This window comes from Saccharomonospora piscinae (assembly GCF_005862235.1).
Taxonomy (GTDB): domain Bacteria; phylum Actinomycetota; class Actinomycetes; order Mycobacteriales; family Pseudonocardiaceae; genus Saccharomonospora; species Saccharomonospora piscinae.
In genome coordinates, this window is record NZ_VCEK01000002.1 from 1,107,822 (window position 1) to 1,134,480 (window position 26,659).

General features: G+C 71.4%; 19 protein-coding genes. 11 read left to right on the forward strand and 8 right to left on the reverse strand.

All coding sequences use genetic code 11. From position 1 onward, the window contains the following. Positions 1-284 precede the first annotated feature (284 nt). From FFT09_RS11090 to FFT09_RS11115, 6 genes are all read left to right on the forward strand, one after another. Positions 285-1,382 (forward strand): BMP family lipoprotein, encoded by a 1,098-nt coding sequence (locus FFT09_RS11090; RefSeq protein ID WP_081193441.1) that lies wholly within the window; start codon positions 285-287, stop codon positions 1,380-1,382. Between the two features lie 139 nt (positions 1,383-1,521). Beyond that, positions 1,522-3,075, forward strand: coding sequence for an ABC transporter ATP-binding protein (locus FFT09_RS11095; RefSeq protein WP_138382564.1), 1,554 nt, complete (start codon positions 1,522-1,524; stop codon positions 3,073-3,075). Further along, a complete protein-coding gene (locus tag FFT09_RS11100; protein ID WP_138382565.1) occupies positions 3,072-4,166 on the forward strand; it encodes an ABC transporter permease in 1,095 nt (364 codons plus the stop codon). Before FFT09_RS11095 ends, FFT09_RS11100 begins: the two co-directional genes overlap by 4 nt. After that, a complete protein-coding gene (locus tag FFT09_RS11105; RefSeq protein ID WP_024877906.1) occupies positions 4,163-5,455 on the forward strand; it encodes an ABC transporter permease in 1,293 nt (430 codons plus the stop codon). The genes FFT09_RS11100 and FFT09_RS11105 overlap by 4 nt, the downstream gene beginning before the upstream one ends. Before the next feature lie 2 nt (positions 5,456-5,457). Continuing rightward, positions 5,458-5,850 carry a cytidine deaminase gene (locus tag FFT09_RS11110; protein ID WP_081193443.1) on the forward strand — a complete coding sequence of 131 codons (393 nt, stop codon included), beginning with the start codon at positions 5,458-5,460 and terminating at the stop codon, positions 5,848-5,850. Next, positions 5,847-7,160, forward strand: coding sequence for a thymidine phosphorylase (locus FFT09_RS11115; protein WP_138382566.1), 1,314 nt, complete (start codon positions 5,847-5,849; stop codon positions 7,158-7,160). The genes FFT09_RS11110 and FFT09_RS11115 overlap by 4 nt, the downstream gene beginning before the upstream one ends. Before the next feature lie 27 nt (positions 7,161-7,187). Here FFT09_RS11115 and FFT09_RS11120 read toward each other — a convergent pair whose 3' ends face one another. After that, entirely contained in the window at positions 7,188-8,240 is a 1,053-nt protein-coding gene (locus tag FFT09_RS11120) for a coiled-coil domain-containing protein (RefSeq protein WP_138382567.1), read from the reverse strand. Positions 8,241-8,453: 213 nt separating this feature from the next. Here FFT09_RS11120 and FFT09_RS11125 point away from each other — a divergent pair, with 213 nt between their 5' ends. After that, on the forward strand, positions 8,454-9,542 hold the full coding sequence (locus tag FFT09_RS11125) for an adenosine deaminase (RefSeq protein ID WP_138382568.1): 1,089 nt from the start codon (positions 8,454-8,456) through the stop codon (positions 9,540-9,542). A gap of 66 nt (positions 9,543-9,608) precedes the next feature. Here FFT09_RS11125 and FFT09_RS11130 read toward each other — a convergent pair whose 3' ends face one another. Then, the gene (locus FFT09_RS11130; protein ID WP_138382569.1) at positions 9,609-10,910 is read right to left on the reverse strand and encodes a primosomal protein; all 1,302 of its coding nucleotides are present in this window, start codon (positions 10,908-10,910) and stop codon (positions 9,609-9,611) included. A 143-nt stretch (positions 10,911-11,053) separates the two neighbouring features. Here FFT09_RS11130 and FFT09_RS11135 point away from each other — a divergent pair, with 143 nt between their 5' ends. The 3 genes from FFT09_RS11135 (at position 11,054) to FFT09_RS11145 (ending at position 20,474) form a co-directional block, all read left to right on the forward strand. Next, the gene (locus FFT09_RS11135; RefSeq protein ID WP_138382570.1) at positions 11,054-13,588 is read left to right on the forward strand and encodes a DEAD/DEAH box helicase; all 2,535 of its coding nucleotides are present in this window, start codon (positions 11,054-11,056) and stop codon (positions 13,586-13,588) included. A gap of 175 nt (positions 13,589-13,763) precedes the next feature. Beyond that, positions 13,764-17,000: a S8 family peptidase gene (locus FFT09_RS11140; protein ID WP_244231305.1), complete on the forward strand. Its 3,237-nt coding sequence runs from the start codon at positions 13,764-13,766 to the stop codon at positions 16,998-17,000. A gap of 180 nt (positions 17,001-17,180) precedes the next feature. Continuing rightward, positions 17,181-20,474, forward strand: coding sequence for a S8 family peptidase (locus tag FFT09_RS11145; protein ID WP_244231306.1), 3,294 nt, complete (start codon positions 17,181-17,183; stop codon positions 20,472-20,474). A gap of 106 nt (positions 20,475-20,580) precedes the next feature. Here the strand turns inward: FFT09_RS11145 and FFT09_RS11150 are convergent, their stop codons facing one another. From FFT09_RS11150 to FFT09_RS11170, 5 genes are all read right to left on the reverse strand, one after another. After that, entirely contained in the window at positions 20,581-21,444 is an 864-nt protein-coding gene (locus tag FFT09_RS11150; protein ID WP_138382572.1) for an aldehyde dehydrogenase family protein, read from the reverse strand. Continuing rightward, positions 21,431-22,870 (reverse strand): aldehyde dehydrogenase family protein, encoded by a 1,440-nt coding sequence (locus FFT09_RS11155; protein WP_081193457.1) that lies wholly within the window; start codon positions 22,868-22,870, stop codon positions 21,431-21,433. Before FFT09_RS11155 ends, FFT09_RS11150 begins: the two co-directional genes overlap by 14 nt. A gap of 2 nt (positions 22,871-22,872) precedes the next feature. After that, a complete protein-coding gene (gene deoC / locus FFT09_RS11160; protein WP_024877916.1) occupies positions 22,873-23,826 on the reverse strand; it encodes a deoxyribose-phosphate aldolase in 954 nt (317 codons plus the stop codon). 56 nt (positions 23,827-23,882) lie between these two features. Next, positions 23,883-24,524, reverse strand: a complete 642-nt coding sequence (locus FFT09_RS11165) for a DUF1707 SHOCT-like domain-containing protein (protein ID WP_081193461.1) — start codon at positions 24,522-24,524, stop codon at positions 23,883-23,885. A gap of 80 nt (positions 24,525-24,604) precedes the next feature. Beyond that, the gene (locus tag FFT09_RS11170; protein WP_081193463.1) at positions 24,605-24,994 is read right to left on the reverse strand and encodes a VOC family protein; all 390 of its coding nucleotides are present in this window, start codon (positions 24,992-24,994) and stop codon (positions 24,605-24,607) included. A gap of 73 nt (positions 24,995-25,067) precedes the next feature. Between FFT09_RS11170 and upp the strand changes: the two genes are divergently transcribed. After that, on the forward strand, positions 25,068-25,691 hold the full coding sequence (gene upp / locus FFT09_RS11175; RefSeq protein WP_024877919.1) for a uracil phosphoribosyltransferase: 624 nt from the start codon (positions 25,068-25,070) through the stop codon (positions 25,689-25,691). Here the strand turns inward: upp and FFT09_RS11180 are convergent. Continuing rightward, positions 25,673-26,281, reverse strand: coding sequence for a TetR/AcrR family transcriptional regulator (locus FFT09_RS11180; protein WP_081193465.1), 609 nt, complete (start codon positions 26,279-26,281; stop codon positions 25,673-25,675). The two genes, upp and FFT09_RS11180, sit on opposite strands and share 19 nt — an antisense overlap. Between the last annotated feature and the right edge of the window lie 378 nt (positions 26,282-26,659).

Sequence of the window (26,659 nt, forward strand, 5' to 3'; positions counted from 1 at the left end):
ACGCCGAAGCGTGTCGCGGGTCTCCTCGACGGCTTCGGGGGCGGGGCGCCCGTGGAGTCGATCTCACTGTTTGTGGTCACCTGATCGCGCAGGCGAGCGAGTCGTGAACATTTGGATTACGCGAGGCGGCCACCGTGTGACCTCGCTTTCCCCGGGCGGTACCGTTCCGCCAATCGCCCGGCGGTCGTGCCGGGCGCTTCCTTTGACCTGTGTTCCGCCGGCAGCGGCGGGAAGGGAGACACACCGTGCGTCTCAGGCGTGGTGGAGCGCTGGCGGCTATCGCCATGGCCGGCGCGTTGACGATGACGGCCTGCGCGAAGGACTCGGGCGACAACAGCGCCTCGGGTGACGACGGCGGGTCGGCGGGCGAGTGCGTGACCGCGCAGGCCCCGCCTCCTGTCGAGGCCAGCAGTGACGAGCGCGAGGCGGCGACCGACGTCGACGCCAGTGACCTCAAGGTCGCGCTCGCGTTCGACGTGGGCGGTCGCGGCGACGCGTCGTTCAACGACGCCGCGGCGGCGGGTGTCGACCAGGCCGAGGAGGACATGGGCGTCGGCGACACCACCGAGAGCACCGCCGCGGGCACGGAGTCCGAGGACGCCAAGCAGCAGCGGCTCACCCAGATGGCCGACAAGGGCTACGACCCGATCATCGCGGTCGGGTTCGCCTACGCCGACGCGCTGAAGGCCGTGGCCCCGGAGTTCCCCGACACGCAGTTCGCGATCGTCGACGACGACTCGGTGGACGAGCCCAACGTGACGCCGCTGGTGTTCGCCGAGGAGCAGGGCTCCTTCCTCGCCGGGGTGGCCGCGGTCTACAAGAGCCAGAACTGCCACGTGGGCTTCGTCGGCGGTGTGGACACCCCGCTGATCAAGAAGTTCGAGGCGGGCTTCGTGCAGGGTGCCGAGGCGGTCTCCGACAACGTCACGGTCGAGGTCGACTACCTGACGCCCGCGGGCGACATCTCCGGCTTCAACGACCCCGGCAAAGGCAACGTCGTCGGTAAGGCGCAGCTCAACAAGGGTGCCGACGTGCTCTACCACGCGGCGGGCGCGTCCGGGAAGGGCGTGTTCGAGGCCGCGGCGGCAGGCGACGCGCTGGCGATCGGTGTGGACTCCGACCAGTACGAGCAGAAGACGGTGGCCGACGTCAAGGACGTCATCATGACCTCGATGCTCAAGCGGGTGGACGTGGCGGTCTACGACTACATCCGCGCGCTGGCCGAGGACGACCTCGACTCGCTGCCCGAGCGCTTCGACCTGTCCGTTGACGGGGTGGGTTACTCGACCTCCGGCGGCCAGGTGGACGACATCGCCGAGGTTCTGAACGGCTACAAGAAGCAGATCGTGGACGGCGAGATCGAGGTCTCGGCGACCCCCTGACCGTTCCCGACTCACTCGACTGCCGCGTGGTGCCGGGGCGGGCCGGAGGCGATCCCTCCTGCCCGCCCCGGCGTCGGCGGATGGCAGGCTGTCGCCGCGACGAGCCCGGATGGCGACGGCCGTGGGGAGCTTTCACGACATGACCGAATCCCGACCAGCGGTCGAACTCGCGGGGATCACCAAGCGGTTCCCCGGCGTGGTGGCCAACTCCGACGTGCACCTGACCGTGCGCGCGGGCGAGGTCCACGCGGTGTGCGGCGAGAACGGCGCGGGCAAGTCCACGCTGATGAAGATCCTGTACGGCATGCAGCAGCCGGACGAGGGCACCATCGCGGTCAACGGCGAGATCGTGCGGCTGCGCAACCCGCAGGACGCCATCAGGGCCGGCATCGGCATGGTGCACCAGCACTTCATGCTCGCCGACAACCTCACCGTGCGCGAGAACGTGCTGCTGGGCGCGGAGGCACTGCACGGCATCGGCAGGAAGGCCACGGCGCGGCTTGCCGAGCTGGCCGAGAGCACCGGGCTGCGCGCGGCGCCCGACACGCTGCTGGAGGAACTGGGCGTCGCCGACCGGCAGCGGGTGGAGATCGTCAAGGTGCTCTACCGGGGCGCCCGGATCGTGATCCTCGACGAGCCCACGGCCGTGCTCGTGCCGCAGGAGGTCGACGCGCTGTTCGACACGGTGCGGCGCATGCGGGAGCAGGGCTACACGTTCCTGTTCATCTCCCACAAGCTCGACGAGGTCCGCAAGATCGCCGACCAGGCCACGGTGATCCGGCGCGGCACCACCGTCGGCACGGTGGACCCGCGCACGGTGAGTTCCCGCGAGCTGGCCGAGCTGATGGTCGGCTCGCAGCTGCCCAGCCCGGAGACCAGGGAGTCCACGGTCACCGATCGCGTCGTGCTGCGGGTCGAGGACCTGCGGCTCGCCGCCGAGGGCTCCGAGCGCGCCGTGCTCGACGACGTCTCGCTGACCGTCCGCGCGGGTGAGGTGCTGGGCATCGCGGGCGTCGAGGGCAACGGCCAGACCGAGCTGGTCGAGACCATCATGGGCATGCGTAAGGCGGCGTCGGGGCGGATCGAACTCTTCGACGCCGACGGCCGCGAGCGCGACCTGAGCAAGTTGGGCACACTCGCGCGGCGCGAGGCCGGGATCGGCTACATCGCCGAGGACCGCCACCGCCACGGGCTGCTGCTCACGCGCCCGCTGTGGACCAACCGCATGCTCGGCTACCAGACCCGCGAGCCGGTGTCGAACGGCCGCATCCTGGACTGCTCCGCCGCCCGCACCGACACCGAGCGCATCGTGGAGGAGTACGACGTGCGCACCCCGGGCGTCGAGGTGGCCGCGGGCGCGCTGTCGGGCGGCAACCAGCAGAAACTCATCGTCGGCAGGGAGCTGTCCGGCGATCCCGTCCTGCTCATCGCCTCCCACCCCACGCGCGGTGTCGACGTGGGCGCGCAGGCGCTGATCTGGGACCGCATCAGGGCCGCGCGGCGCGACGGTCTCGCGGTGCTGCTCATCTCCGCCGACCTCGACGAGCTGATCGGGTTGTCCGACACGATCCGCGTCATGCTGCGCGGCAGGCTCGTCAGTGAGGCCGATCCCGCCACCGTCACCCCCGCCGAGCTGGGCTCGGCCATGACGGGGGCGGGCGAGGGCCACTCCGTTCCCGAGGACGTCGCATGATCTCCTGGCGCACCGCCCTGCTCCCTCCCGCGCTCGCGATCGTGTTCGCGATGGCGCTGTCGTCGGTGGCGCTGCTCATCTCCGGCGCCGACCCGCTCCAGGCGTTCGCCACGATGGGCGCGCAGTTGTTCGAGGGCACGACCGCCGTCGACACGGTGAACCTGGCGACGGTCTACTACTTCGCGGGCCTGGCCGTGGCCATCGGCTTCCAGATGAACCTGTTCAACATCGGGGTCGAGGGCCAGTACCGGTTCGCGGCGGTGATCGCCGCGATCGTCGGCGCCGCGATGGAGCTGCCGCCGGTGCTGCACGTGCTGGTCATCCTCGCGGTGGCGATGCTGTCCGGCGCGGCCTACGCGCTGCTGCCCGCCATCCTCAAGGTGACCCGGGGCGTGTCCGAGGTCATCACGACGATCATGCTGAACTCGATCGTCTTCGGCATCGTCGCGTACCTGATCAGCGACGACCAGTTCGGTGTGCTGCACGGCAACAACATCAGCACGGCCGAGATCCCGGAGACGGGGTGGATTCCCGGCATCCCGCTGGGCGCGGCCGGCACGGTGTTCGGGGCCGTTCTCATCGCGGCGGTTCTCGGCGGCGGCTACTGGTTCCTGCTCAACCGCACCCGGTTCGGGTTCGAATTGCAGGCCAGCGGCGAGTCGCCCAGCGCGGCCACGGCGGGCGGTGTGAGCGCCAAGCGCATGACGATGACGGCGATGCTGCTCTCCGGTGCGGTGGCCGGGCTCATCGCCATGCCGGAACTGCTCGGCCGCGACCACGTCTACGCGATGACCGCGACCCAGGGCTACGGCTTCACCGGGATCGCGGTCGCGCTGCTGGGCCGCAACCATCCCGCCGGGGTCGCGCTCGGCGCGCTGCTGTGGGCCTTCCTCGACAAGTCGGCCGTGTCGCTGGAGTCGATCCAGGTGCCCCGGGAGATCGCCACCATCATCCAGGGCACGATCGTGCTGTCGGTCGTGGTGGCCTACGAAATCGTCAAGCGGGCCGACCTGGCCGCCGAGCAACGCAATGTCGGCAGGCAGACCCGCAACGGCACGCCCGCGAGCGTGAGCCAGGGAGGTGCGGTGTGAGCACCACGGTCGAGACCGGACCACCACCGGCTGATTCGAGCAAGCCGGGCACGGCGGAGCAGGCCCGTCCGCCGCGCCGCCCCGTCCCGGGATGGCTGCGCGGCGTGCTGTGGGCGGTGGCCGCCATCGCGGTGCTGTCCACCACGTCGTACCTGACCGGGATGGACTCCCTGACGTCGGGCAACACCTCACAGACCGCGCTGCGGCTGGCGCTGCCGATCCTGTTCGCGGCTCTCGGCGGGCTGTGGGCCGAGCGTGCTGGCGTCATCAACATCGGCCTCGAGGGCATGATGATCCTCGGCACGTGGGGTGCGGCCTGGGGCGCCTTCTACGGCGGCGTCTGGGCCGGGCTGCTCGCGGCGCTGGTGTTCGGCGCGCTGGGCGGGCTGCTGCACGCCGTGGCGACGGTGACCTTCGGCGTCAACCACATCGTGTCCGGTGTGGCCATCAACCTGCTCGGGCTCGGGGTGGCGAAGTACCTCGCCGACCTGGTGTTCCAGCCGCTGTCGGGCAACCCGAGGCAGTCGCCGCCCGTGCCGAAGTTCGACACGTACTCGGCGACGTTTTTGTCCGACTGGCTCGCGGACCTGGAAGCCGCACAGCGGGTCGGGATCTCCGACGCGGCGGGCCTGCTGCGCGGGCTGGTGACGAGCGTGTCGCCGCTGGCGATGCTCGGCCTGCTGCTGGTGCCGCTCAGCTACTTCCTGCTGTGGCGGACGCGGTTCGGGCTGCGGCTGCGCTCGTGCGGCGAGAACCCGGTGGCCGCCGAGTCGCTCGGTGTCAACGTCTACGCGCACAAGTACGTCGCGCTGCTGATCTCGGGCGGCCTGGCCGGGATGGGTGGTGCCTCGCTGGTGCTGCTGGCCGGTGGCGCGGACTACCTGGAGAACCAGACCAACGGCCGCGGCTACATCGGGCTCGCCGCGATGATCTTCGGTAACTGGCGGCCCGGCGGGCTGCTCGGCGGCGCGGCGCTGTTCGGCTACTCCGACGGGCTCCAGCTCTCGGCGGGCGGGGAGGCCGTGCTCGCGCTCTGCTACGGCGTGGTGCTGCTGCTCGTGGTGCTGCTGATCTGGCAGGCGGTGCGCAAGCAGTGGCTGGCCGCGGCGCTGTCGGCCGTGGGTGCGGTGGTCCTCTACTACGTGTACTGGGCCAACGACGAGCTGCCGCGCGAGCTGATCCCGTACACGCCGCACTTCGTCACGATCATCGTGCTGGCAGTGGCCGCGCAGAAGCTGCGGCCCCCGAAGGCGATCGGCAAGCGCTACCGGCGCGGGGAGGGCGACTGAGCATGCCCGAGATCGACTGGGAACGGCTGCGGGCCGAGGCCCTCGCGGCGGCACGGCACGCCTACGCCCCGTACTCGGGGCTGTCGGTGGGCTCGGCCGCGCTGACCGATGACGGGCGCGTGGTCACCGGATGCAACGTGGAGAACGCCTCCTACGGCCTGGGGCTCTGTGCCGAGGTGACCATGACGGGGCAGCTGCGGCTCTCCGGCGGGGGCCGGTTCGTCGCGGTGGCGTGCCGCTCCGGTGCGGGGGCGCTGCTGATGCCGTGCGGGCGGTGCAGGCAACTGCTGTCCGAGTTCGGCGGCACCACCTGCCTGGTGGACACACCGCGCGGCGTGCTGCCGATGAGCGACGTGCTGCCGCAGGCGTTCGGCCCCGGGGATCTGCCGTCATGACGGGCGAACCGTTCGCCGCCGTGGACGTCATCCGCGCCAAGCGCGACGGCGCCCGCCTGCGGGACGAGCAGATCGACTGGGTCGTCGACGCCTTCACCCGTGGCGTGGTCGCCGACGAGCAGATGGCGGCGCTGGCGATGGCGATCCTGCTGCGCGGCATGGACGCCGCCGAGACGGCCCGCTGGACCGGGGCGATGATCGACTCCGGGGAGCGGCTGTCCCTGCGCTGTTCGCGCCCGACGGTGGACAAGCACTCCACGGGCGGCGTCGGCGACAAGATCACGCTGCCGCTCGCGCCCCTGGTGGCGGCGTGCGGGGCCGCCGTGCCGCAGCTGTCGGGGCGCGGGCTCGGGCACACCGGTGGCACGCTCGACAAGCTGGAGGCCGTGCCGGGCTGGCGGGCCGAGCTGTCCACCGACGAGATCGCGGCGCAGCTGGAGTCCGTGGGCGCCGTCGTGTGCGCCGCCACGCCGTCGCTGGCCCCCGCCGACCGCAAGCTCTACGCGCTGCGCGACGTGACCGGCACCGTGGAGTCGGTGCCGCTGATCGCCAGCTCGATCATGAGCAAGAAGATCGCCGAGGGCGCGGACGGGCTGGTGCTCGACGTCAAGACGGGCTCCGGCGCGTTCATGAAGACCCGCGAGCAGGCCCGCGCACTGGCGACCGCGCTCACGGAGATCGGTGCCGCGCACGGCCTGGCCACCACCGCCGTGCTCACCGGAATGGACACCCCGCTCGGCGCCGCCGTCGGCAACGCCGTCGAGGTCGCCGAGGCCGTCGAGGTCCTGCGTGGCGGCGGTCCCGCCGACGTCGTGGCCCTCACGGTGGCGCTGGCGCGCGAGATGCTCGCGCTGGCGGGCCTGCCCGAGGTCGACCCGGCGCGGGTGCTCGCCTCGGGAGCGGCGTACGAGACGTGGTGCCGCATGATCCGCGCCCAGGGCGGTGACCCGGAGGCCGAGCTGCCCCGGCCCGCCCACGTCCACGTCGAGCCCGCCCCCGAGTCCGGGGTGCTCACGCGGCTCGACGCCTACGGAGTCGGCGTGGCGGCGTGGCGCCTCGGGGCTGGCCGGGCCCGCAAGGACGACCCGGTGCAGCTCGCGGCCGGGGTGCGTTGCCTGGCCAAACCGGGCGACACCCTCGAGCGGGGCGAGCCGCTGTTCGCGCTGCACACCGACACCCCGGAGGCCGTGGCGGCCGTCCTGCCGACACTGCGGGAGGCCTGCACGATCGGCGACGCGCACGGAAACGCCCCCGGCGCCGGTGAGGCGGCCGAGGGCGGTCCGGTGCTGGAGCGGGTGGTGAGCGGCTGAGCGGTTCCGCCGCTCACCACACCGGCGTCACTCCTCGGAGTCGGCGTCGGCTCCGGACTTCGCCTTCGCGTCGGAGCCCTTGTTGGGGGAACGGCCGTTGCGGCGACGCGGCTGGCGCGGCGTCGGAGGAGCCGAGATCGCGGGCTGCGGCGAGGGGCCACCACCCAGCATCAGCTCGGCGAACGTGGCCATGGCCTCGTCGAGCTGCCCGCCGATGCGCCGCTCGGAATCCTCGTTGCTCTTGCGCACCACCGAGGTGAACGACTCGTTGTCCGGCTGCTGCGACAGCGTGCCCTCGACCTTCGACAGGCCCGACTTCACCGAGCCGTCCAGGTCGCCGAGCTGCGAGGCGACGTTCTCCTCGACCTTGTCGAGGCGGCCCGTCAGCTCGTCCAGCTTGCCGCCCACCTTCTCCAGCCGCTCGCCGAGCGAGTCGAGCCTCGCCGTGGGGTCGAGGATCTCGGCGTTGTCGGACAGCGCGGTGCGCAGCGTGTCCGTGGTCGCGGTGAGGCGGTCCCTGGAGTCGGTGTCGAGCCGGTCGACCCGCTCCTTGAGGCCCGTCTCCAGGGTGTCGACGCGCTCCCGCACCGGTCCGTGTACCGCGGCGGGCACCGAGTCGATCTTGGAGTCCTGCTTGTCGAGGTGCGCGCCAAGCTCGTCGAGCCTGCGGTGGATGTTCGAGAGCTTGTCCTCCAGGCCGTCCATGCGGCCCGCGACGCCCTCGAACCGCGCCGCGACGCCGTCGAGCCTGCCGTCGAGCTGCGCGAAGGGCTTGGCGAGCTTGTCGACGATCGCCTCGACCGACCGGGCGAGGTCGGCCAGCGCGTTGTCCTGCGCTTCCAGGCGGGTCATCGCCTCGTCGAGCCGCTCGGCGAGGACACCGACCTCGGTGCGGTCGGGCAGCTCGGACAGCCGCTTGCGCACGGCGCCGAGGGAGTCGACGGGGGCGAGTCGCGCGTAGATGTCGTCGAGCGCGTCGAAGATCTGCTGCTGTTCGCTCTCCCGGACCTCGGCCGCGCGCACCAACATGTTGCGCATCCGGTCGAAGGACGGGGCTGCGAGGTGGTTGTCAGTCGTCACTGCGGGGTCCTTCATCGGCGGGGAAGAGGGGACGTCGCTGGCAGCCTAGCGATCGACTCACTCCGGAGGGTATCGACCCCGTGGAGTAACCGTGTGACGTGCGGCTCCGCCTGTGGATAACGAAGGGGTCACACGGCAAGGTTCGAGTACGGCATGAGACTTGCGGGCCGTGCGCGTCCCCGACCGGGTGGGCCACCGGGGTACCGTCGACGCATGTCGACGCGAACCGTTCCGACTCCGCAGGATCTCCGCGAAGCTCCCAAGGTACTGCTGCACGACCACCTCGACGGTGGGCTGCGGCCCAGCACGGTCATCGACCTGGCCGACGAGACCGGCTACGGCGGGCTGCCCACCACCGACGTCGGCGAGCTGAGCCGGTGGTTCGTCACCGCGGCCGACTCCGGCTCGCTGGAGACCTACCTGGAGACGTTCGCCCACACCTGCGGCGTCATGCAGACCGAGGAGGCGCTCGCGAGGGTCGCCGCCGAGTGTGTCGAGGACCTCGCCGACGACGGCGTGGTCTACGCGGAGGTGCGTTACGCGCCCGAGCTGTTCGTCGAGCGCGGCCTCTCGCTGGACGCGGTCGTGGAGGCCGTGCAGGACGGGTTCGAGCGCGGACGCAAGAACGCCGCCGAGCGCGGGAAGCAGATCAGGGTCGGCACGCTGCTGTGCGCGATGCGGCAGCACGCCAGGGCGCTGGAGATCGCCGAGCTGACCGTGCGCTACCGCGACCAGGGCGTCGTCGGGTTCGACATCGCCGGTCCCGAGGCGGGTTACCCGCCCACCCGCAACCTCGACGCCTTCGAGTACATCCGGACCAGCAACGCGCACTTCACCATCCACGCCGGTGAGGCGTTCGGCCTGGCCTCGATCTGGGAGGCCATCCAGCACTGCGGCGCGGAACGGCTGGGCCACGGCGTGCGCATCGTCGACGACATCACCACCGGAACCGACGGCGCGGAACTCGGCAGGCTCGCCGCCTACGTGCGCGACCGCCGCATCCCGCTGGAGCTGTGCCCGTCGTCGAACGTGCAGACCGGCGCGGTGGGCTCGATCGGCGAGCACCCCGTCGGGATGCTGGCGAAACTGCGGTTCCGCGTCACCGTGAACACCGACAACCGGCTGATGAGCGACTGCACGGTGTCGTCGGAGTTCGCCGCGCTGGTGGACGCCTTCGGTTTCGACTGGGCCGACGTGCGGTGGTGCACGATCAACGCCATGAAGTCCGCGTTCATCGGGTTCGACGAGCGCCTCGACATCATCGACAACGTCATCAAGCCCTGGTACGCCGCGCGGGTGTGAGGTGCCGCGAAGGCCACCCTCGCCGCGTGAGACGCAGTGCAGGTGGCCTTCGCGGCACCCAGCCGCTCAGTTGAGGTGCAGGCGGTTCTCGAAGGACTCCACGAGGCCGCGCCAGGCCTGCTGCTCCGCGTCGAACGGCGGGCTCGGCGTCAGCCGGGTGGGGTCCGGCCGCAGCACGAACGACACCAGCCAGCCGAGGCTCTCGGAACTCGACAGCGCCTTGGCCACCTCGTCGTCGCCCGCCCAGTCGGCCGCGTCGGTGAGCAGTTCCACCGCGAGATCGAGCTGGGTGGGTTCGATGGCGTCCACGCCGTCGGCGATGTCGTCGTCGAGACCGGCCAGCACGTAGACGTTGTCGGGGTCGACGTCGACCTCCAGCTCGCCGGCCGTGGCCGCGGCCAGCACCTCGTCCCAGGTGGACACCTCGGCGAGGTCGGTGTGCGCGAGGTCGCCCCCGTCCGCGAGTGCCCTCGCCAGCGCCCGCTCCGACGGGTACGCCTCGATGACGCCGTCCGAGCCCAGAAACACCGGCTCGTCGTCGAGGTAGCAGCGCAGTGTGTAGTAGTCGCGCGACGAGAGCACGATCTTTACGGGGTCGATGCCCACCTCGGCCCAGAAGCCCGCGGGCTCGTCGTCCGCGTCGTCCGCGTCGTCGTCGGAGTCGGAGTCCGTGTCGTCCGCGTCATCCGTGTCCGCGCGTTCGGCCGTGTCGTCGTCGAACTCGTCGTCGCGGGAGTCGACGCCGGCCTCGGCCTCGGCCGACTCCTCGTGGTAGGCGGCCAGTTCCTCCGCCGTCTGGTCGAGCGTCGCGGAGTCGACGCTCGGCACCGTGATGAGCTCGTCGATGGTGTCGAGCACGACGTCCCACTTCTCGGAGACCGTGGTCGACAGATCGTTCCACAGGCGCGCGCCCTCGCGGCCGGTGAACGGGAGCTGTCCCTGGTCGAGCAGGGAGAACGCCTCGCACCCGTCGAGGACCTCGTGGACCTCGTCGAGTTCGCACACGTCGGCCAGCGAGCGCACGATGTTGACGATCTCCGCCAGCTCGGACAGCGTCCAGGAGTCGGGCTCCTCGGCCACCATCTCGGGCACGCCGACGAGGTCGAAGCTGTGGTCGTCGTCGGGGATCAGTTCCGGCACGTTCAGTGCGGGCACGGCGTCCCACGCCGGGTGGTCCGCCAGGTCGTGCTGCTCCGACGTCCGTACGTACGCGGCGAGGTGGGCGGCGTCGGGGAACGCGTAGAGGTCCTCCTCGTCGCCGAGGAACGCCTCCCACTCCTCGCCGTCCTCCCGCCATCGTGGCGCCCACAGGGTCACCAGATCGCCTTGTGGCAGCCCGAGCTCGATCGGGATGATATCCTGTGCCATTCCGCCCTCCGGGAACACCTGTGCGCGCCGGATCACCGTAATGCCTCGAAACCGGACGTGTAAGGCGCAGCCTACGGGTTCCGGTGCCGAGCCGCGATCACCCCTCATGGGATCGACACGCGAGTGACACGATTTAAGGCACGATGACTGACTTTCTCACAACCCGCCTGCCCGGGGACGCCGATCCCGACGAGCTCTTCGACGCCTTCGCCACCTGGGCGGGTGAACGCGGCCTCGAGCTGTACCCGGCGCAGGAGGAGGCGCTGATCGAGCTGGTCTCGGGCGCCAACGTGATCCTCTCGACGCCCACCGGCTCGGGAAAGAGCCTGGTGGCGGTCGGGGCCCACTTCGCCGCGCTGGCCGAGGGAAGGCGCAGCTTCTACACCGCGCCGATCAAGGCGCTGGTGTCGGAGAAGTTCTTCTCGCTGGTGGAGATCTTCGGCGCCGACCACGTCGGCATGCTCACCGGCGACTCCAGCGTCAACCCCGACGCGCCCATCATCTGCTGCACGGCGGAGATCCTCGCCAACCTCGCGTTGCGCCTGGGGCCGGAGGCCGCCGACGACGAGATCGGTCAGGTCGTGGCCGACGAGTTCCACTTCTACTCCGAGCCCGACCGGGGGTGGGCGTGGCAGGTGCCGCTGCTGGAGCTGCCGCATGCCCAGTTCCTGCTCATGTCGGCCACGCTCGGCGACGTCTCGTTCTTCGAAAAGGACCTCTCCCGCCGCACCGGCCGCCACACGGCTGCGGTCACCTCGGCGCAGCGGCCGGTGCCGCTGACGTTCCGGTACGCGCTGACCCCGATGCACGAGACGGTGACGGAGCTGCTGCACTCCGACCAGGCACCGGTCTACGTCGTGCACTTCTCGCAGGCCGCCGCCGTGGAACGCGCGCAGGCGCTCATGAGCATCAACGTCTGCACCCGTGCCGAGAAGGACGCCATCGCCGAGGCCATCGGCGACTTCCGCTTCTCGGCGGGTTTCGGCAAGACGCTGTCGCGGCTGGTTCGCCACGGCATCGGGGTCCACCACGCCGGGATGCTGCCGAAGTACCGGCGCCTGGTCGAACAGCTGGCGCAGGCCGGGTTGCTGAAACTGATCTGCGGCACCGACACGCTCGGGGTGGGTATCAACGTGCCCATCCGCACGGTGGTGCTCTCGGCACTGACGAAGTTCGACGGCGTCCGCCAGCGCCATCTCAAGGCCAGGGAGTTCCACCAGATCGCGGGCCGCGCGGGCCGCGCGGGCTACGACACCGACGGCTACGTCGTCGTGCAGGCCCCCGACCACGTCATCGAGAACGCGAAGGCACTCGACAAGGCGGGCGACGACCCCAAGAAGAAGCGCAAGATCGTGCGCAAGAAGGCGCCGGAGGGCTTTGTCAACTGGACGGAGAGCACCTTCGACCGGCTGGTCGCGGCCGAGCCGGAGCCACTGGTCTCGCGCTTCGGGGTCAGCCACTCGATGTTGCTCAACGTCATCTCCCGGCCGGGTGACGCCTTCGCCCACCTGCGGCGGCTGCTGGAGGACAACCACGAGGACCGGCCCGCGCAGCGCAGACACATCCTGCGCGCCATCGCGATCTACCGCGCGCTGCTCGCGGCCGGTGTGGTGGAGGAACTGCCCGAGCCCGACGACCAGGGCCGCCGTGTCCGCCTCACCGTGGACCTGCAACTCGACTTCGCACTGAACCAGCCGCTGTCCCCGCTGGCGCTGGCCGCGCTCGACCTGCTCGACCCCGAGTCGCCGTCCTACGCGCACGACGTGGTGTCCGTCGTCGAGGCCACTGTGGACGACCCCAAGCAGGTGCTGTCGCAACAGCAGTTCCGGGCCCGCAACGAGGCCATCGCCGCGATGAAGGCCGACGGCATCGAGTACGAGCAGCGGATGGAGTTGCTGGACGACGTCACCTACCCGAAGCCGCTGGAGGACCTGCTGGAGGCCGCGTACTCGCGGTACCGGCAGGGGCATCCGTGGGTGGCGGACTACCGGTTGTCCCCGAAGTCGGTCGTGCGGGACATGTCCGAGCGGGCGATGAACTTCGTCGAGTACATCGGCTACTACAACCTCGCCAGGTCGGAGGGGGTGCTGCTGCGCTACCTCGCGAACACCTACGACGCGCTGCGCCGCACCGTCCCGGACGACGCCAAGACCGAGCCGTTGCAGGACCTGATCGAGTGGCTGGGTGAGCTGGTGCGGCAGGTGGACTCCAGCCTGCTCGACGAGTGGGAGGCGCTGCGCCACCCCGACGAAGCGCTCGCGGACGGTGGCGCGTCGGGCAGGCCCGCGCTGCCGGAGGGGCCGCCCCCGGTCACGCGCAACGAGCGGGCGTTCCGGGTGCTGGTGCGCAACGAGATGTTCCGCCGGGTTCAGCTCGCCGCGCGGGAGGACTACGACGCGCTCGGGGCGCTCGACGCGTCCTCCGGCTGGGACGCCGATGCCTGGGCGGACGCGCTGGCCGACTACTACGACACCTACGACGAGATCGGCACCGGGGCGAACGCCCGCGGCCCTGGTCTGCTGCTGATCGAGCAGGAGCCGGAGCTCTGGCGGGTGCGCCAGCTGCTCGACGATCCCGACGGCAACCACGACTGGAGCATCACCGCCGAGGTCGATCTCGCCGCCTCCGACGAGGCGGGCGAGGCCGTGATCCGCGTCGTGGACGTCGCGGAGGTCTGACGCGCGCGTCGCTCGCTTCGGCCGAACGGCCGATTTCGCCGCGCCGACGGCCGATGTGCGCCGCCGCTGCCCGCCCTAGCGTTGATCCCCTTGTTGATCATTGAGGGGAGCGAAGCAGGTGGGCTTAGGTTTCAGACGTTCCGGGCGTGCCGTCGCGGTGGCCGCCCTGGCCGCGGTGACTATCACGGTGGCCGGAAGTGGAAGTGCCGCCACGGTGGCCGCGCCCGGTGCGACGGCGCACCCGGCCGGAGCCGATGCGGCGGCACCGGGCGCGTCCGTCGTCACATTGGTGACCGGTGACCGGGCGATCCTCGGCGCCGGTCCCGGCGCCGAGTTCGTGCCGGGGCCGGGCCGCGACGACGTGGGGTACCGCCAGTATCTCGACCACGGCGAGGTCCACGTCATCCCGAACGACGCCGCTGCGCTGATCGCGGACGGCACGCTCGACCGGCGGCTGTTCAACGTGACCGCGCTGGTCGAGGCGGGCTACCACGACAGTGCGCGCGACGATCTGCCGGTGCTGGTGTCGTACCGGCAGGGGCAGGCGGCTTCGGCCGAGGCCAGGGCCCGCACCACGGCCGGCGGCGCGGCGGTGCGGACCCGCTCGCTCGCCGCGATCGGGGGTGCCGCGCTGGAAGCGGACAAGGCCGAGGCCAGCCGGTTCTGGGACGGGGTGCGCCCCATGCTGCGGCCCGGTGCGGAGATCGAGCGGCTGTGGCTCGACGCCCCGGTGCGGGCCTCGCTCGCGGAGAGCGTGCCGCAGATCGGTGCCGACGAGGTACACGAGAACGGCTACACCGGCGAGGGCGTCCGGGTGGCCGTGCTCGACACCGGAATCGACGCCGAGCACCCGGACCTGGCCTCCGCCGTCGTGGAGGCGAAGGACTTCACCGGCGGCGGCAGCGCCCACGACGGCAACGGGCACGGCACGCACGTGGCCGGGACCATCGCGGGTGACGGCGCCGCCAGCGACGGCCGGTACCGGGGCGTCGCCCCGGACGCGGAGCTGGTCGTCGGCAAGGTCCTGGCCGATCACGGCTCCGGGCAGGAGTCCTGGATTCTGGCCGGGATGGAGTGGGCCGCAGGCAACGCGGCCGTGGTGAACATGAGCCTGGGTGGCGACCCCAGCGACGGCACCGACCCCATGTCGGTGGCGGTGAACCGGCTCACCGAGGAGACCGGGGCCCTGTTCGTGGTCGCCGCGGGCAACGCGGGACCGGACACGGGCACGGTCGGCTCACCCGGCTCCGCCGACGCCGCGCTGACCGTGGGAGCGGTCACCAAGGACGACGAACTCGCCGAGTTCTCCAGTCGCGGTCCCCGCACGGGCGACGGGGCCATCAAACCGGACGTCACCGCGCCGGGCCAGGACATCGTGGCCGCCAGGGCAGCGGGCCCGGCGATGGGCGAGCCGGTGGGAGAGCACTACACCACCGCGTCCGGGACGTCGATGGCGGCGCCGCACGTCGCCGGTGCCGCCGCGCTGCTCGCCGAGAGCCGGACCGGCTGGGACGCGGACGAACTCAAGCCCGTGCTCATGGGCAGTGCCCAGGCTCACCCCGCGCTCACCGTGCACGAGCAGGGCGCGGGGCGGATCGACGCCGCCGCGGCCCTGCGGCGAGCGGTGTTCGCCTCACCCGCGAGTCTGAGCCTCGGTGTCGTGGAGTGGCCGCACACCGACGACGAGCCGGTGCGGCGCTCGCTCACCTACACCAACACGGCGGAGGAGCCGATCACCCTGGACCTCGCAGGCGAGCTGTCCGGGCCGGCCGGGAGCGCGCCCGAGGGCATGCTCACGGTCGAGCCTGCTCAGCTCACGGTGCCCGCGGGTGGACAGGCCGACGCGACGGTCACCGTCGACACCACCGTTGGCGGGGCCGACGGGCGCTACAGCGGTGTCGTGCTCGCCACCGCGGGAGACACGGCGGTGCGCACTCCGGTCGGCGTGGACCAAGAGGTCGAGAGCTACGAGCTCGACCTCACCGTGCTCGGTCGCGACGGGGAGCCCGCGACGAAGGCTTACGTCTTCCTGTCCCGCCACGGCAAGCCGTGGACGTACGGGGGCTACCACGAGTCCGGTGAGTTCTCCCAGCGGCTGGCCAAGGACGACTACTACCTGGCGGTCGACGTCAACGACGGTTACGGGCTGGCCGGTTCCACGATCTTCGTGGAGCCCACCGTCAGCCTCGACCGGGACCGATCGCTGGTGCTCGACGCCAGGGACGCCGAGCCGCTGAGCGTGACACCGGAGCGAGCGGACGCCGAGATCGACCAGGTCGTGGCGACATTCCTGATGGAGACCGATGGCGGCTATCCCGAGACCGGCATGCTGACCGGGGGCGGCAGCCTGGACGACGTCTTCCTGCGACCGTCCGAGACGACGGACGACACGTTCGAGTTCACCCTGGAGACCGAGCACGCGCGTCCGGACGGTGCCGGGGGATTCGCGGGCAGCCCGTACGCCTACCACCTGCGGCAGACGGAGCACGGGGGAATCCCGGACGAGCTGACCTACTTGGTGGGCGACGAGGAGCTGGCGCGGGTCCACAGTGTCCATACCGGCGGTGGTGCCGGGTTCGGCGCCGCACGCGAGCTCGTCACGGGCACGGTGCCGTTCGAGGTCACCGACTACTACACGCCGGGGGTGCGCTGGACCTCGCCGTTGCGGCTGGGGCGGGTGGGGCAGCCGCTGGGTGAGTTCACCCTGCTGCACACCGAGGTCTTCGAGCGCGGGGACAACGGGCAGCGCCGGTGGAACGTGCCGGTGTTCGGCCCTGCCTTCCCGCAGACCGACGGGTTCTGGGCCGAGCGCGACGGCGACACCCTGCGGTTCGACCTGCCGCTGTACGCGGACTCCACCCCCGGCAGTGCGGGCCGATCGGTGGTGGACTCCGGGTTCACCGAACTGTTCCGCGACGGCGAATCGCTGGGCCGGACCGAATCCGCCGGCTTCGGAGCCTTCGCGGTACCGGCGTCGGCGGGCGAGTACCGCCTGCGCGTCGAGGCCGACCGGAGCAGTGTCACCCCACTGTCCCGGACCCTGACGAGCGAGTGGACGTTCCGGTCCGGGCAGCAAGACACCGCCGGTGCCGTCCCGCTGCTCGCCGTGCGCTACGCCCCGGACCTCGGTGACGATCACGCCGCGACACCGGGTGAACCGGTGCGGGTTCCGGTGACGGTGCAGCGCAACGGGCTGGCAGGTGAACCGGAGCTGGCGTCGCTGCGCGTCGAGGTCTCCTTCGACGGAGGCGAGTCGTGGCGGTTCACGCCGTACCGGCCGAACCAGGCCCAGCGTGTTCTCACCGTGACGGCACCGGAGGGCACGGACGACGTGTCGCTGCGGGCCGTGGCCGAGGACACCGACGGCAACACGGTGGAGCAGACCATCGTCGGCGCCTACCCGGTGCGCTGACGGCCGTGGGATGCGGACGCCACCGTGTCCGCATCCCACGTAGCCGTGTCCGCAGCCTGCGTAGCCGTGTCCGCAGTGCGACGAGGGCCCAGGTCCGTCTGGGACGCGGGCCCTTCCCCGAACCAAGAGTGGGCGGGGAAGCGGCACCGCTTCCCCCAACCCACGGAAAGGGGAGCGACGTTGAGAGGTCGACGACCCACGCTCGGGCTCGTGGCCGCGTTGGCGACCACGCTCGCGGCGGCGCCGCCGGTGGCGGTGGCCGACGCGGACCCACGCGCGCGGCAGGCGGACTTCCACACCGCCGGAGGACCCACGGTCACGCTGGTCACCGGAGACCGGGTCCGGCTCACGGGCTCGGGCGCGGACGCGCGGGCACGGGTGGAGCCGGGAGCAGGCCGGGAGAACATCGGGTTCCGGACCGTCCGGAGGGCGGGAGATGTCCACGTGGTGCCCCACGACGCGGCACCCGCCGTCGCGGCGGGAACGCTGGACCGGCGGTTGTTCAACGTGTCGAAGCTGATCGAGGTCGGCTACCACGACGGCGCCCGCGAGGACGTGCCGGTCATGGTGTCCTACGAGGACTCGACGGAACAGGAACACAGCCGCACCCGCGTGCTGTCCGACGGTGCGGCGGAACGCACGGGCACCCTCGCGGCCGTCGACGGTGAGGCGCTGTCGGCCGCGAAGTCCTCGGCGACCCGGTTCTGGGACGGCGTGCGGCCGATGCTGCGGCCCGGACAGGGCATCGAGCACCTGTGGCTCGACGCCCCCGTGCACGCCACCTCCGACGAGACGGTGCCGCGCATCGGCGCCCCGGAGGCCTGGGAGAACGGCTATACCGGGGAAGGTGTGACGGTGGCCGTGCTCGACAGCGGTATCGACGCCGACCACCCTGACCTCGCGGACGCCGTGGCCGAGTCCCGGGACTTCACCGGGGAAGGCACCGTCGACGACGAGCACGGACACGGCACGCACGTGGCCGGGACCATCGCCGGTGACGGCACCGCCAGCGACGGCCGCTACCGGGGCGTGGCTCCCGACGCCGACCTCGCTGTGGGCCGGGTGCTCAACGCCAGCGCCTCCGGACAGGAGTCGTGGATTCTCGCGGGCATGGACTGGGCGGCCGAGCGCGCGTCCGTGGTCAACATGAGCCTCGGCGCGACCTGGGCCGATGACGGCAGCGGCCCCCTCGCGCAAGCCGTGGACCGGCTCACCGAGGAGACCGGCAGCCTGTTCGTGGTCTCGGCGGGCAACACCGGCGACTCCACCATCGGCGATCCCGCGTCGGCCGACGCGGCACTGACCGTCGGGGCCGTCGACAACGACGACCGGCTCGCCGACTTCTCCAGCCGGGGGCCCCGGCTCGGCGACAACGCCGTCAAGCCGGAGATCACCGCCCCCGGCGTGGACGTCGTCGCGGCCAGGGCGAGTGGCTCGGAGGTCGGCGATCCGGTCGGCGACCACTACCAGGGCATGTCGGGCACCTCGATGGCGGCACCGCACGTGACGGGTGCCGCGGCGCTGGTCGCGCAGGCTCGTGGCGATGCCGATGCGGGCGAGCTCAAGTCGGCGCTGACCAACTCCGCCACACCCAGTCCGAACGCGACCGTGTACGAGCAGGGCGCGGGCCGGGTGGACGTGGCGCGCGCGGTGCGCCAGCAGGTCAGCGCCCAGCCCGCGGTGCTGAACCTGGGCATCCAGGAGTGGCCGCACCACGACGACACTCCGGTGGAGCGCACTCTCACCTACACCAACGACGGCGCCGAGCCGGTCACGCTGTCGCTCGAGACGACTCTGCACGGGCCCGAGGGCGCCCCGGTCGACGGCGTGCTCAGCCTCGCCGACGACGAGCTGACCGTACCGGCGGGCGGGCAGGCCGAGACCACCGTCACCGTCGACACCGGCGTCGACGCGCCGAACGGGCTCTACAGCGGGGCCGTCCTCGCCACCGGTGGCGACGGCACGCACCTGCGGACCGTGCTCGGCGTGACCCGCGAGCGGGAGAGCTACGACGTCGACGTCACCGTGATCGGACTCGACGGCGAGCCGGTCGAGGACGCCCACGTGCGGCTCGTGTCGCTGACCGAGCCTCGGGACCACGAACTGTCCGCCGAGGACGGTGGCTACCACGTCAGGGCACGCAAGGGCACCTACTACCTGGAGTCGCTACGGATGGCACAGGATGCGACCGGCACGCCGACCACGGGCATCGCGGTCGAACCCAGGGTGGTCGTGGACCAGCGGCGCGACATCGTGTTCGACCTGCGCGAGGGCTACCACCCGACGGTGGAGCTCACCGACCGGCCTGAGGCTCGGGTCGGTGACGCGTTCCTGTCCTTCGGTGCCGTCGCCCCGTGGGGGAGCTTCGGCTGGCAGGTGGCACGACGCGATCTCGACGACGTCACGGTACTGGGCTCCCGGAGCGAGCACGAGAGCTTCGAGTTCGCCGTCGAGACCTCACACGCCCGGCCCGACGGCGACGGGACGTTCGTGGACAGCCCGTATCTCTACCGGCTGCGGCACGCGCACCAGGGATCGCTGCCGGACGCGATGGGGCATCGCGTCGCGGATGACGAACTCGCCCGGGTACGCGGCAGTCACGCGGACAGCGGCCTGGCTCCCTGGGGACAGCGCGATATCGTCGCCGCCCGGTTCCCGTTCGAGCTGGCGGAGTACTACACCCCGGGTGTGCCCTGGGCGTCCTCGCTGATGGTGGTCGAGGAACCCGTTCGCGACGACGCACCGCCGATGCTCGTCGGTGAGCAGACCGCCGCTGCCCGCGCCTTCGAGCCGGGGGAGAGCGTGGAGCAGCGGTGGAACACGGCGGTGCAGGGACCCGCTTTCCCGCCGTCGGCGACGCCCTGGGCCTACCAGGCCGACTACGGCGTGGGTTTCCACCTGCCGCTGTACAGCGACGGCGGCGGGCACGCTGGCATGTCGGTCACGGACGAGGCGCTGACGCGGCTCTACCGCGAGGGTGAGCTGGTCGGCGAGACGGCCTGGACCGGCGGTGGTTTCGAGGTGCCGAACGAGCCCGCGTCGTACCGGCTGAGCGTGCACGCCGACCGCGGCGAGCGGGCGCTGCTGTCGCGGGAGATCGACGCGGAGTGGACGTTCCGGGGCGGGACCGCCGGGCCGGGTCAGCAGGTCGCGCTGCCACTGCTGGCGGTGCATTTCGACACCGGTTTCGGCGTGGGCGACGCGCCCGAGGCGGGGGAGAAGGTGCGGTTGCCGTTCACCGTGCAGCGCAACGGGAGTACAGCGGAGCCGGAGCTGGAGTCGTTGCGATTCCAGGTCTCCTTCGACGGTGGCCAGGAGTGGCGTCCGGTGCCGTACAACGCGTTCCGCGACGGTCGCGAGATCGCGGTGACGGCGCCCGAGGATGCGAAGGACGTGTCGTTGCGGGTCGAGGCGAAGGACACCGACGGCAACGGCCTGAAGCAGACCATCGTCGGCGCCTACCCGCTCCGCTGACGGCCGTGGGGTGCGGACGCACCGTGTCCGCACCCCACGTAGCCGTGTCCGCAGCTGACGTAGCCGTGTCCGCAGGCTACGTAGCCGTGTCCGCAGTTCGCGTAGCTCAGACGCCCATCGGGTGCCACACCGTCTTGGCCTCGAGGCAGTGCCGCAGCCGGGCGGTCGTCGGCTGCCGGGTCCAGTCGGGCTCGTCGTCGGACACGTCGAGCACCCGCTTGACCGTCCCCGCGGCCTCCCTGGCGATCTCCACCCGGCCCGTGGGCCCCGCCCCGGTGGGGTCGACGGCGTTCACGTCCTCGTGCGAGGCCAGCCACGGCCCGAGCTCCAGTGCCCGGCCCGTCAGCACGTTCACCACACCGCCCGGCACGTCCGACGTCGCCAGCACCTCCGCCAGCGTCACGGCGGGCAGCGGCCGGTCGGCGCTGCTCACCACGACGGCGGTGCAGCCCGTCGCCAGCACCGGGGCCAGCACGCTGACCAGCCCCAGCAGCGACGAGCGCTGCGGCGCGAGCACCCCGACGACACCCGTTGGCTCCGGCACCGTGAACGAGAAGTACGGCCCCGCCACCGGGTTCGCCGCCCCGAACACCGACGCGAGCTTGTCGGTCCAGCCCGCGTAGTACACCCAGCGGTCCACGGCGGCGTCCACGACGGACTCCGCCTTCTTACCGGTCAGCCCCTCCGATGCGGCGACGGCGGAGACGAACTGCTCCCGCCGTCCCTCCAGCATCTCCGCGACGCGGTACAGCACCTGGCCCCGCTTGTAGGCCGTCGCCCCCGACCAGCCGCCGAAGGCCTTGCGCGCGGCCACCACCGCGTCGCGCAGGTCCTTGCGGGAGGCGTGGGAGGCGTTGGCCAAAAACCGCCCCTTGGTGTCGTTCACCGGGTAGGTCCGCCCCGACTCCGAACGCGGGAACGCGCCGCCGACATACAGCTTGTAGGTCTTCGCCACCTCAACCCTGGACATGCAGGTACGCCTCCAGACCCGTCCGGCCGCCCTCGCGCCCGAATCCTGATTCCTTGTAGCCACCGAACGGCGCGGCGGGATCGAAACGGTTGAACGTGTTGGCCCACACCACGCCGGCGCGCAGCTTGTCGGCCATCCACAGGATGCGGGAACCCTTGTCGGTCCACACACCCGCCGACAGGCCGTAGGGCGTGTTGTTGGCCTTCGCCACGGCCTCGTCGGGGGTGCGGAACGTGAGCACCGACAGCACGGGCCCGAAGATCTCCTCCCTGGCGATGCGCATGGACTGCTCGACGCCGGAGAACACCGTGGGCGCGAAGAAGTAACCCTTCTCCGGCAGCGGGCACGGGCTGGTCCACCGCTGCGCGCCCTCGCTCTCACCGGAGTCGGCGAGCTCCCGGATCCTGGCGAGCTGCTCGGCGGAGTTGACCGCGCCGATGTCGGTGTTCTTGTCCAGCGGGTCGCCCAGCCGCAGCGTGGCCACCCGCGCACGGAGCTTGGCCAGCACCTCGTCGGCGATCGACTCCTGCACCAGCAGCCGGGAACCCGCACAGCACACGTGCCCCTGGTTGAAGAAGATGCCGTTCACGATGCCCTCGACGGCCTGGTCGAGCGGCGCGTCGTCGAACACGATGTTCGCGGCCTTCCCGCCCAGCTCCAGCGTCAGCCGCTTGCCGGTGCCCGCGACCGTGCGCTGGATCTGCTTGCCGACCTCCGTCGACCCGGTGAACGCGACCTTGTTCACGCCGGGGTGGTCGACGACGGCCGCCCCGACGTCGCCCGCGCCCGGCAGCACGTTGACCACACCGGGGGGCAGGCCGGCCTGCTGGCAGATCTCGGCGAACACCAGCGCCGTCAGCGGCGTGGTCTCGGCGGGCTTGAGCACCACCGTGTTGCCGGTGGCCAGCGCGGGCGCGACCTTCCACGCCAGCATCAGCAGCGGGAAGTTCCACGGGATGACCTGCCCCGCCACGCCCAGCGGGCGCGGGTCGGGGCCCAGCCCCGCGTGGTCGAGCTTGTCCGCCCAGCCCGCGTGGTAGAAGAAGTGCGCCGCCGCCGTGGGCACGTCCGCGTCGCGCGACTCCTTGATCGGCTTGCCGTTGTCCAGCGTCTCCAGCACGGCGAGCTCGCGCGCGCGTTCCTGGAGCAGCCGGGCCAGGCGGAACACGTACTTCGCGCGTTCGGCGCCGGGCATCGGCCCCCACACACGGTCGTACGCCTTGCGCGCGGCCTTCACCGCGTTGTCCACGTCGGCGGGCCCCGCCGTGCCGACCTCGGCCAGCACCTCCTCGGTGGCCGGGTTGAGCGTCTTGAGCGGCTCGCCCGTCCCGTCGACGAACTCGCCACCGATGAACGGGTGGTACTGGGGCTTGAGGTTGGCCACCTCACGCGACTCGGGCGCGGGTGCGTAGTCCCACTGGCTCACGATCAGTCCAATGCGAGGTAGTCGGGGCCGCTGTAACGGCCGGTGAGCTGGGTGCGGCGCTGCAACAGCAGGTCGTTGAGCAGGCTGGACGCGCCGAAGCGGAACAGCGACGGCGTCAGCCACTGCGGCCCCGCGACCTCGTGGACGGCGACGAGGTAACGCACGGCGTCCTTGGTGTTGCGGATGCCGCCCGCTGGCTTGACCCCGCGCAGCTCGCCGGTGGAGTCGTGCCAGTCGCGCACCGCCTGCAGCAGTACGTGCGTCACCGGCAGCGTCGCGGCGGGGGAGACCTTGCCGGTGGAGGTCTTCACGAAGTCCCCACCCGCGAGCAGCGCGAGCCACGACGCGCGCCGGACGTTGTCGTAGGTGGCGAGTTCGCCGGTCTCCAGGATCACCTTCAGGTGCGCGTCCCCGCAGGCCTGCTTGACGGCGCGGATCTCATCGAACACCTGCCCGTACCGGCCGGCCAGGAACGCGCCCCGGTCGATGACCATGTCCACCTCGGTGGCGCCCGCGGACACGGCCAGCGCCACGTCCGCCAGCTTCACGTCCCGGCTGGATCGCCCCGAAGGGAACGCGGTCGCCACGCTGGCCACCGCGACCCCGCTGCCGTCGAGCGCCGCCACAGCCGTCGCGGCCAGGTCGGGGTACACGCACACCGCCGCCACGGGCGGTGCGTCGGGGTGGTCGGGGTCGGGGCGCCGGGCCTTCGCGGCCAGTGCCCGCACCTTGCCCGGGGTGTCGGCGCCTTCCAGCGTGGTCAGGTCGACCATCGAGATCGCGGTGTCGATCGCCCACCGCTTCGCGTCCTTCTTGATGCTGCGGGTGGCGAGGCCCGCGGCACGCTGTTCGACACCGACCTGGTCCACGCCGGGCAGGCCGTGCAGGAACCGGCGCAGGCTGCGCTCGTCGCGGGTCGCGTCGGCGAGCTCGGCCGGCAGGGTAGCTGTTGCCATGCGCGACAGGGTAGCCCGACGCCGGCCAGACGCGGCGCCGCTCGGTGCGGGCCGCGCTACTCCAGCTCCTTGATCTTGCTGCGAGGCACGCGCTTGACCTCGACACCGCCCCAGAACGCCAGTCCGGTGACCTTGACGACCGGGGCGCCGGGCGGTGCGGTGCGAGCCGCGCCCTTCTTGTCCCGGCTCTCGAAGCCGCCCATGATGCCGATTCCGGTGACGTCCACGACGACGTCGTCGGGCACGATCACCTCGATACCACCCATGATCGCGACGGCCGTGATCGTGGAGTGTTGCTCGGCGAAACGCGCGTGGCGCAGGTCGAGCTGCACGCCGCCCCAGAAGGCCACGCTGTTGTGCTGCGGCGGCACCACCCACTCGCCCTTGCGGTCGACCCCCGACATCACCGCGATGGAGAACGTGGAGCCGGGCCTGCCGCCGATGCGCCGGTCGGGTGCCGCCGGAGCGGTTTCGGCCGCCGGTGTCAGCGCCACGCCGTCGGCCGGAAGGTCGGCCAGCACGGGCTCCAGCTCGCCGACCGTCTTCGCGCCGTACACGGTGTCGAGGCGCTCCTCCAGCTCGGCCAGGGTGATCCTGCCCTCGCCCAGAGCCTTGTGCAGGAGCTGCGCGATGCGTTCCCGGTCGGCATCCGACGCGCGCAACCGCTTCGGGTCGGGACGTGGGGGCTGTTCGCTCACCCGCTCACCCTATCGCCGGAGCGGGCGCAGCGAAGGCCACCTTCACTGGGCCAGGTGCAGCGAGGGTGGCCTTCGCGGCGCTAGGTCGTGACGGGCCGTGGCGGATCATCGTGGGAGCCCCGCAGCACGCAGAACTCGTTGCCCTCGGGGTCCGCGAGGACGGCCCACCCCGTGCCGTCCGGACGGCGCTGGTCGTCGGCCAGTGTCGCGCCGAGGTCGAGCAGGCGCTGCACCTCCTCGTCCCGGGGCACGTCCGGCCGCAGGCAGAAGTGCAGACGGTTCTTCACCGACTTGGGCTCGGGAACCTGAATGAAGAGCAGGTTGCCCCCTCCGGGCAGTACGATCAGTGCCTCCGGGTCACCGGGCTCGTCCTCCGGAGACAGCGGCCGGTTCAGAACCGCGCTCCAGAACCGGCCCAGTGCGTACGCGTCCGCGCAGTCGACGACGGTGTTCTCGATGCTGCTTGCCATGCGGGGACCGTGCCGGAGAGGTGGTCGTCCGGACAACCGATTTCGGTCCGCGCAGGGGCGTTAGGGTGTCGCCATGGACGTTCTCGTCGTCGAACACCCGCTGGCCAGGGCGCGCCTGTCCACGATGCGTGACGCCCGCACCGACAGCGCCGCGTTCCGCGCGGCACTGCAGGAACTCACGGTCATGCTGACCTACGAGGCCACGCGGGACGCGCCGTTGACGACGGAGCGGATGCACACGCCGGTCGCCCGCACGGACGCCTACCGGCTGGCCGACCCGCCTCTGCTCGTGCCCGTGCTCAGGGCGGGGCTCGGAATGGCGGACCAGGCCCACAAGCTGATCCCGGACGCGCAGATGGGCTTCGTCGGGCTCGCCAGGGACGAGCGGACACTCGAACCGACGCCCTACCTGGAGTCGCTGCCCGCGTCACTGGAAGGGCGGCCGGTGTTCGTGCTCGATCCGATGCTCGCGACCGGCGGTTCGATGGAGTACACGATCCGCCTGCTGACCGAGCGGGGCGCCACCGACGTGACGGCCGTGTGCGCGCTGGCCGCGCCGGAGGGGCTTCGCAGGCTGGAGGAGACCGGTCTGCCGGTGCGCGTGGTCACCGCGAGCGTCGACGAGCGGCTCAACGACTCCGGCTTCATCGTGCCGGGTCTCGGTGACGCGGGGGACCGTCAGTACGGGGCGGTGTGAGGTGAACCGGCCCAGCCGGTGACCGTCGCCCGAAGCCCGCGCTCGTAGGCACGGCAGTACTCGAACCCGTCCGGCAGGGCCCGGCCCAGCTCGAACGACACCATGCCGTGCGCGTACGCCCACACGCTGCCCGCGACCATGTCGTCGGGCACGCGGGGAAGGGCGCCGGTGGCCACGGCCGCTCGCACCGCCTCGCGCAGGGGAGCCAGCACCGGGCCCGCGATGTCGTCCTCGGCCGGGGCGCCGCCCGGCGTGCCGGGGTCGCCGAACATGATCGGGTAGAGGTGGCGCTGGGTGAGCGCGAACGCGCGGTACTCCGTGCCGAGCCGCACCAGGTCGGCGATCGGGTCGCCGGTCGGTGCGGTCGCACGCAGCTGGTCGCCGAGCCGGCGGAACCCGTCGGCTCGCAACTCGGACAGCAGCGCGGGCTTGCTGCCGAACAGGGAGTACACGGCGGTCGTCGACGTCCCCACTTCCGAGGCGAGCCTGCGGAGGCTGAGCCCCCGCGGGCCCTCCTCCGCGACGAGCTCCCCGGCGCGGTCGAGCAGCTTCACCCGCAGGGCGTCGTCGTGGGTCTTCGGGCGAGGCATGGGGCCAGCGTATCGCCGGGAACGGCCGCTGTGCCGATCTTGCTCGGGGGTAGGCGTGCTGACCTGCGAAGATCCACTAAAGGGACCCCCCTGTTTGTGGGGTTGGTGGGGGTGTGTAATCTTCTTTTCGTCGCCGGGGAGACCGGGCCGGGCCGGAAGGGCCGGGTGCGGGTTACTCGGTACAGGGGAATGCGAACCAAACTGCTTGTTGTGGTAGTGTGGGTGTTCCCTGCGGGTGTGTTGACCTCCCTTGGAAGTGTGTGGGGTTGGTTGGTGCGCTCGGTGGATAACATATGGCTTTGTGTGTTGTTTGAGAACTCAACAGTGTGCTAGTGATTGTCATCTAGTGGTGATGATTGTTTTGAACCCTTTGTGGGT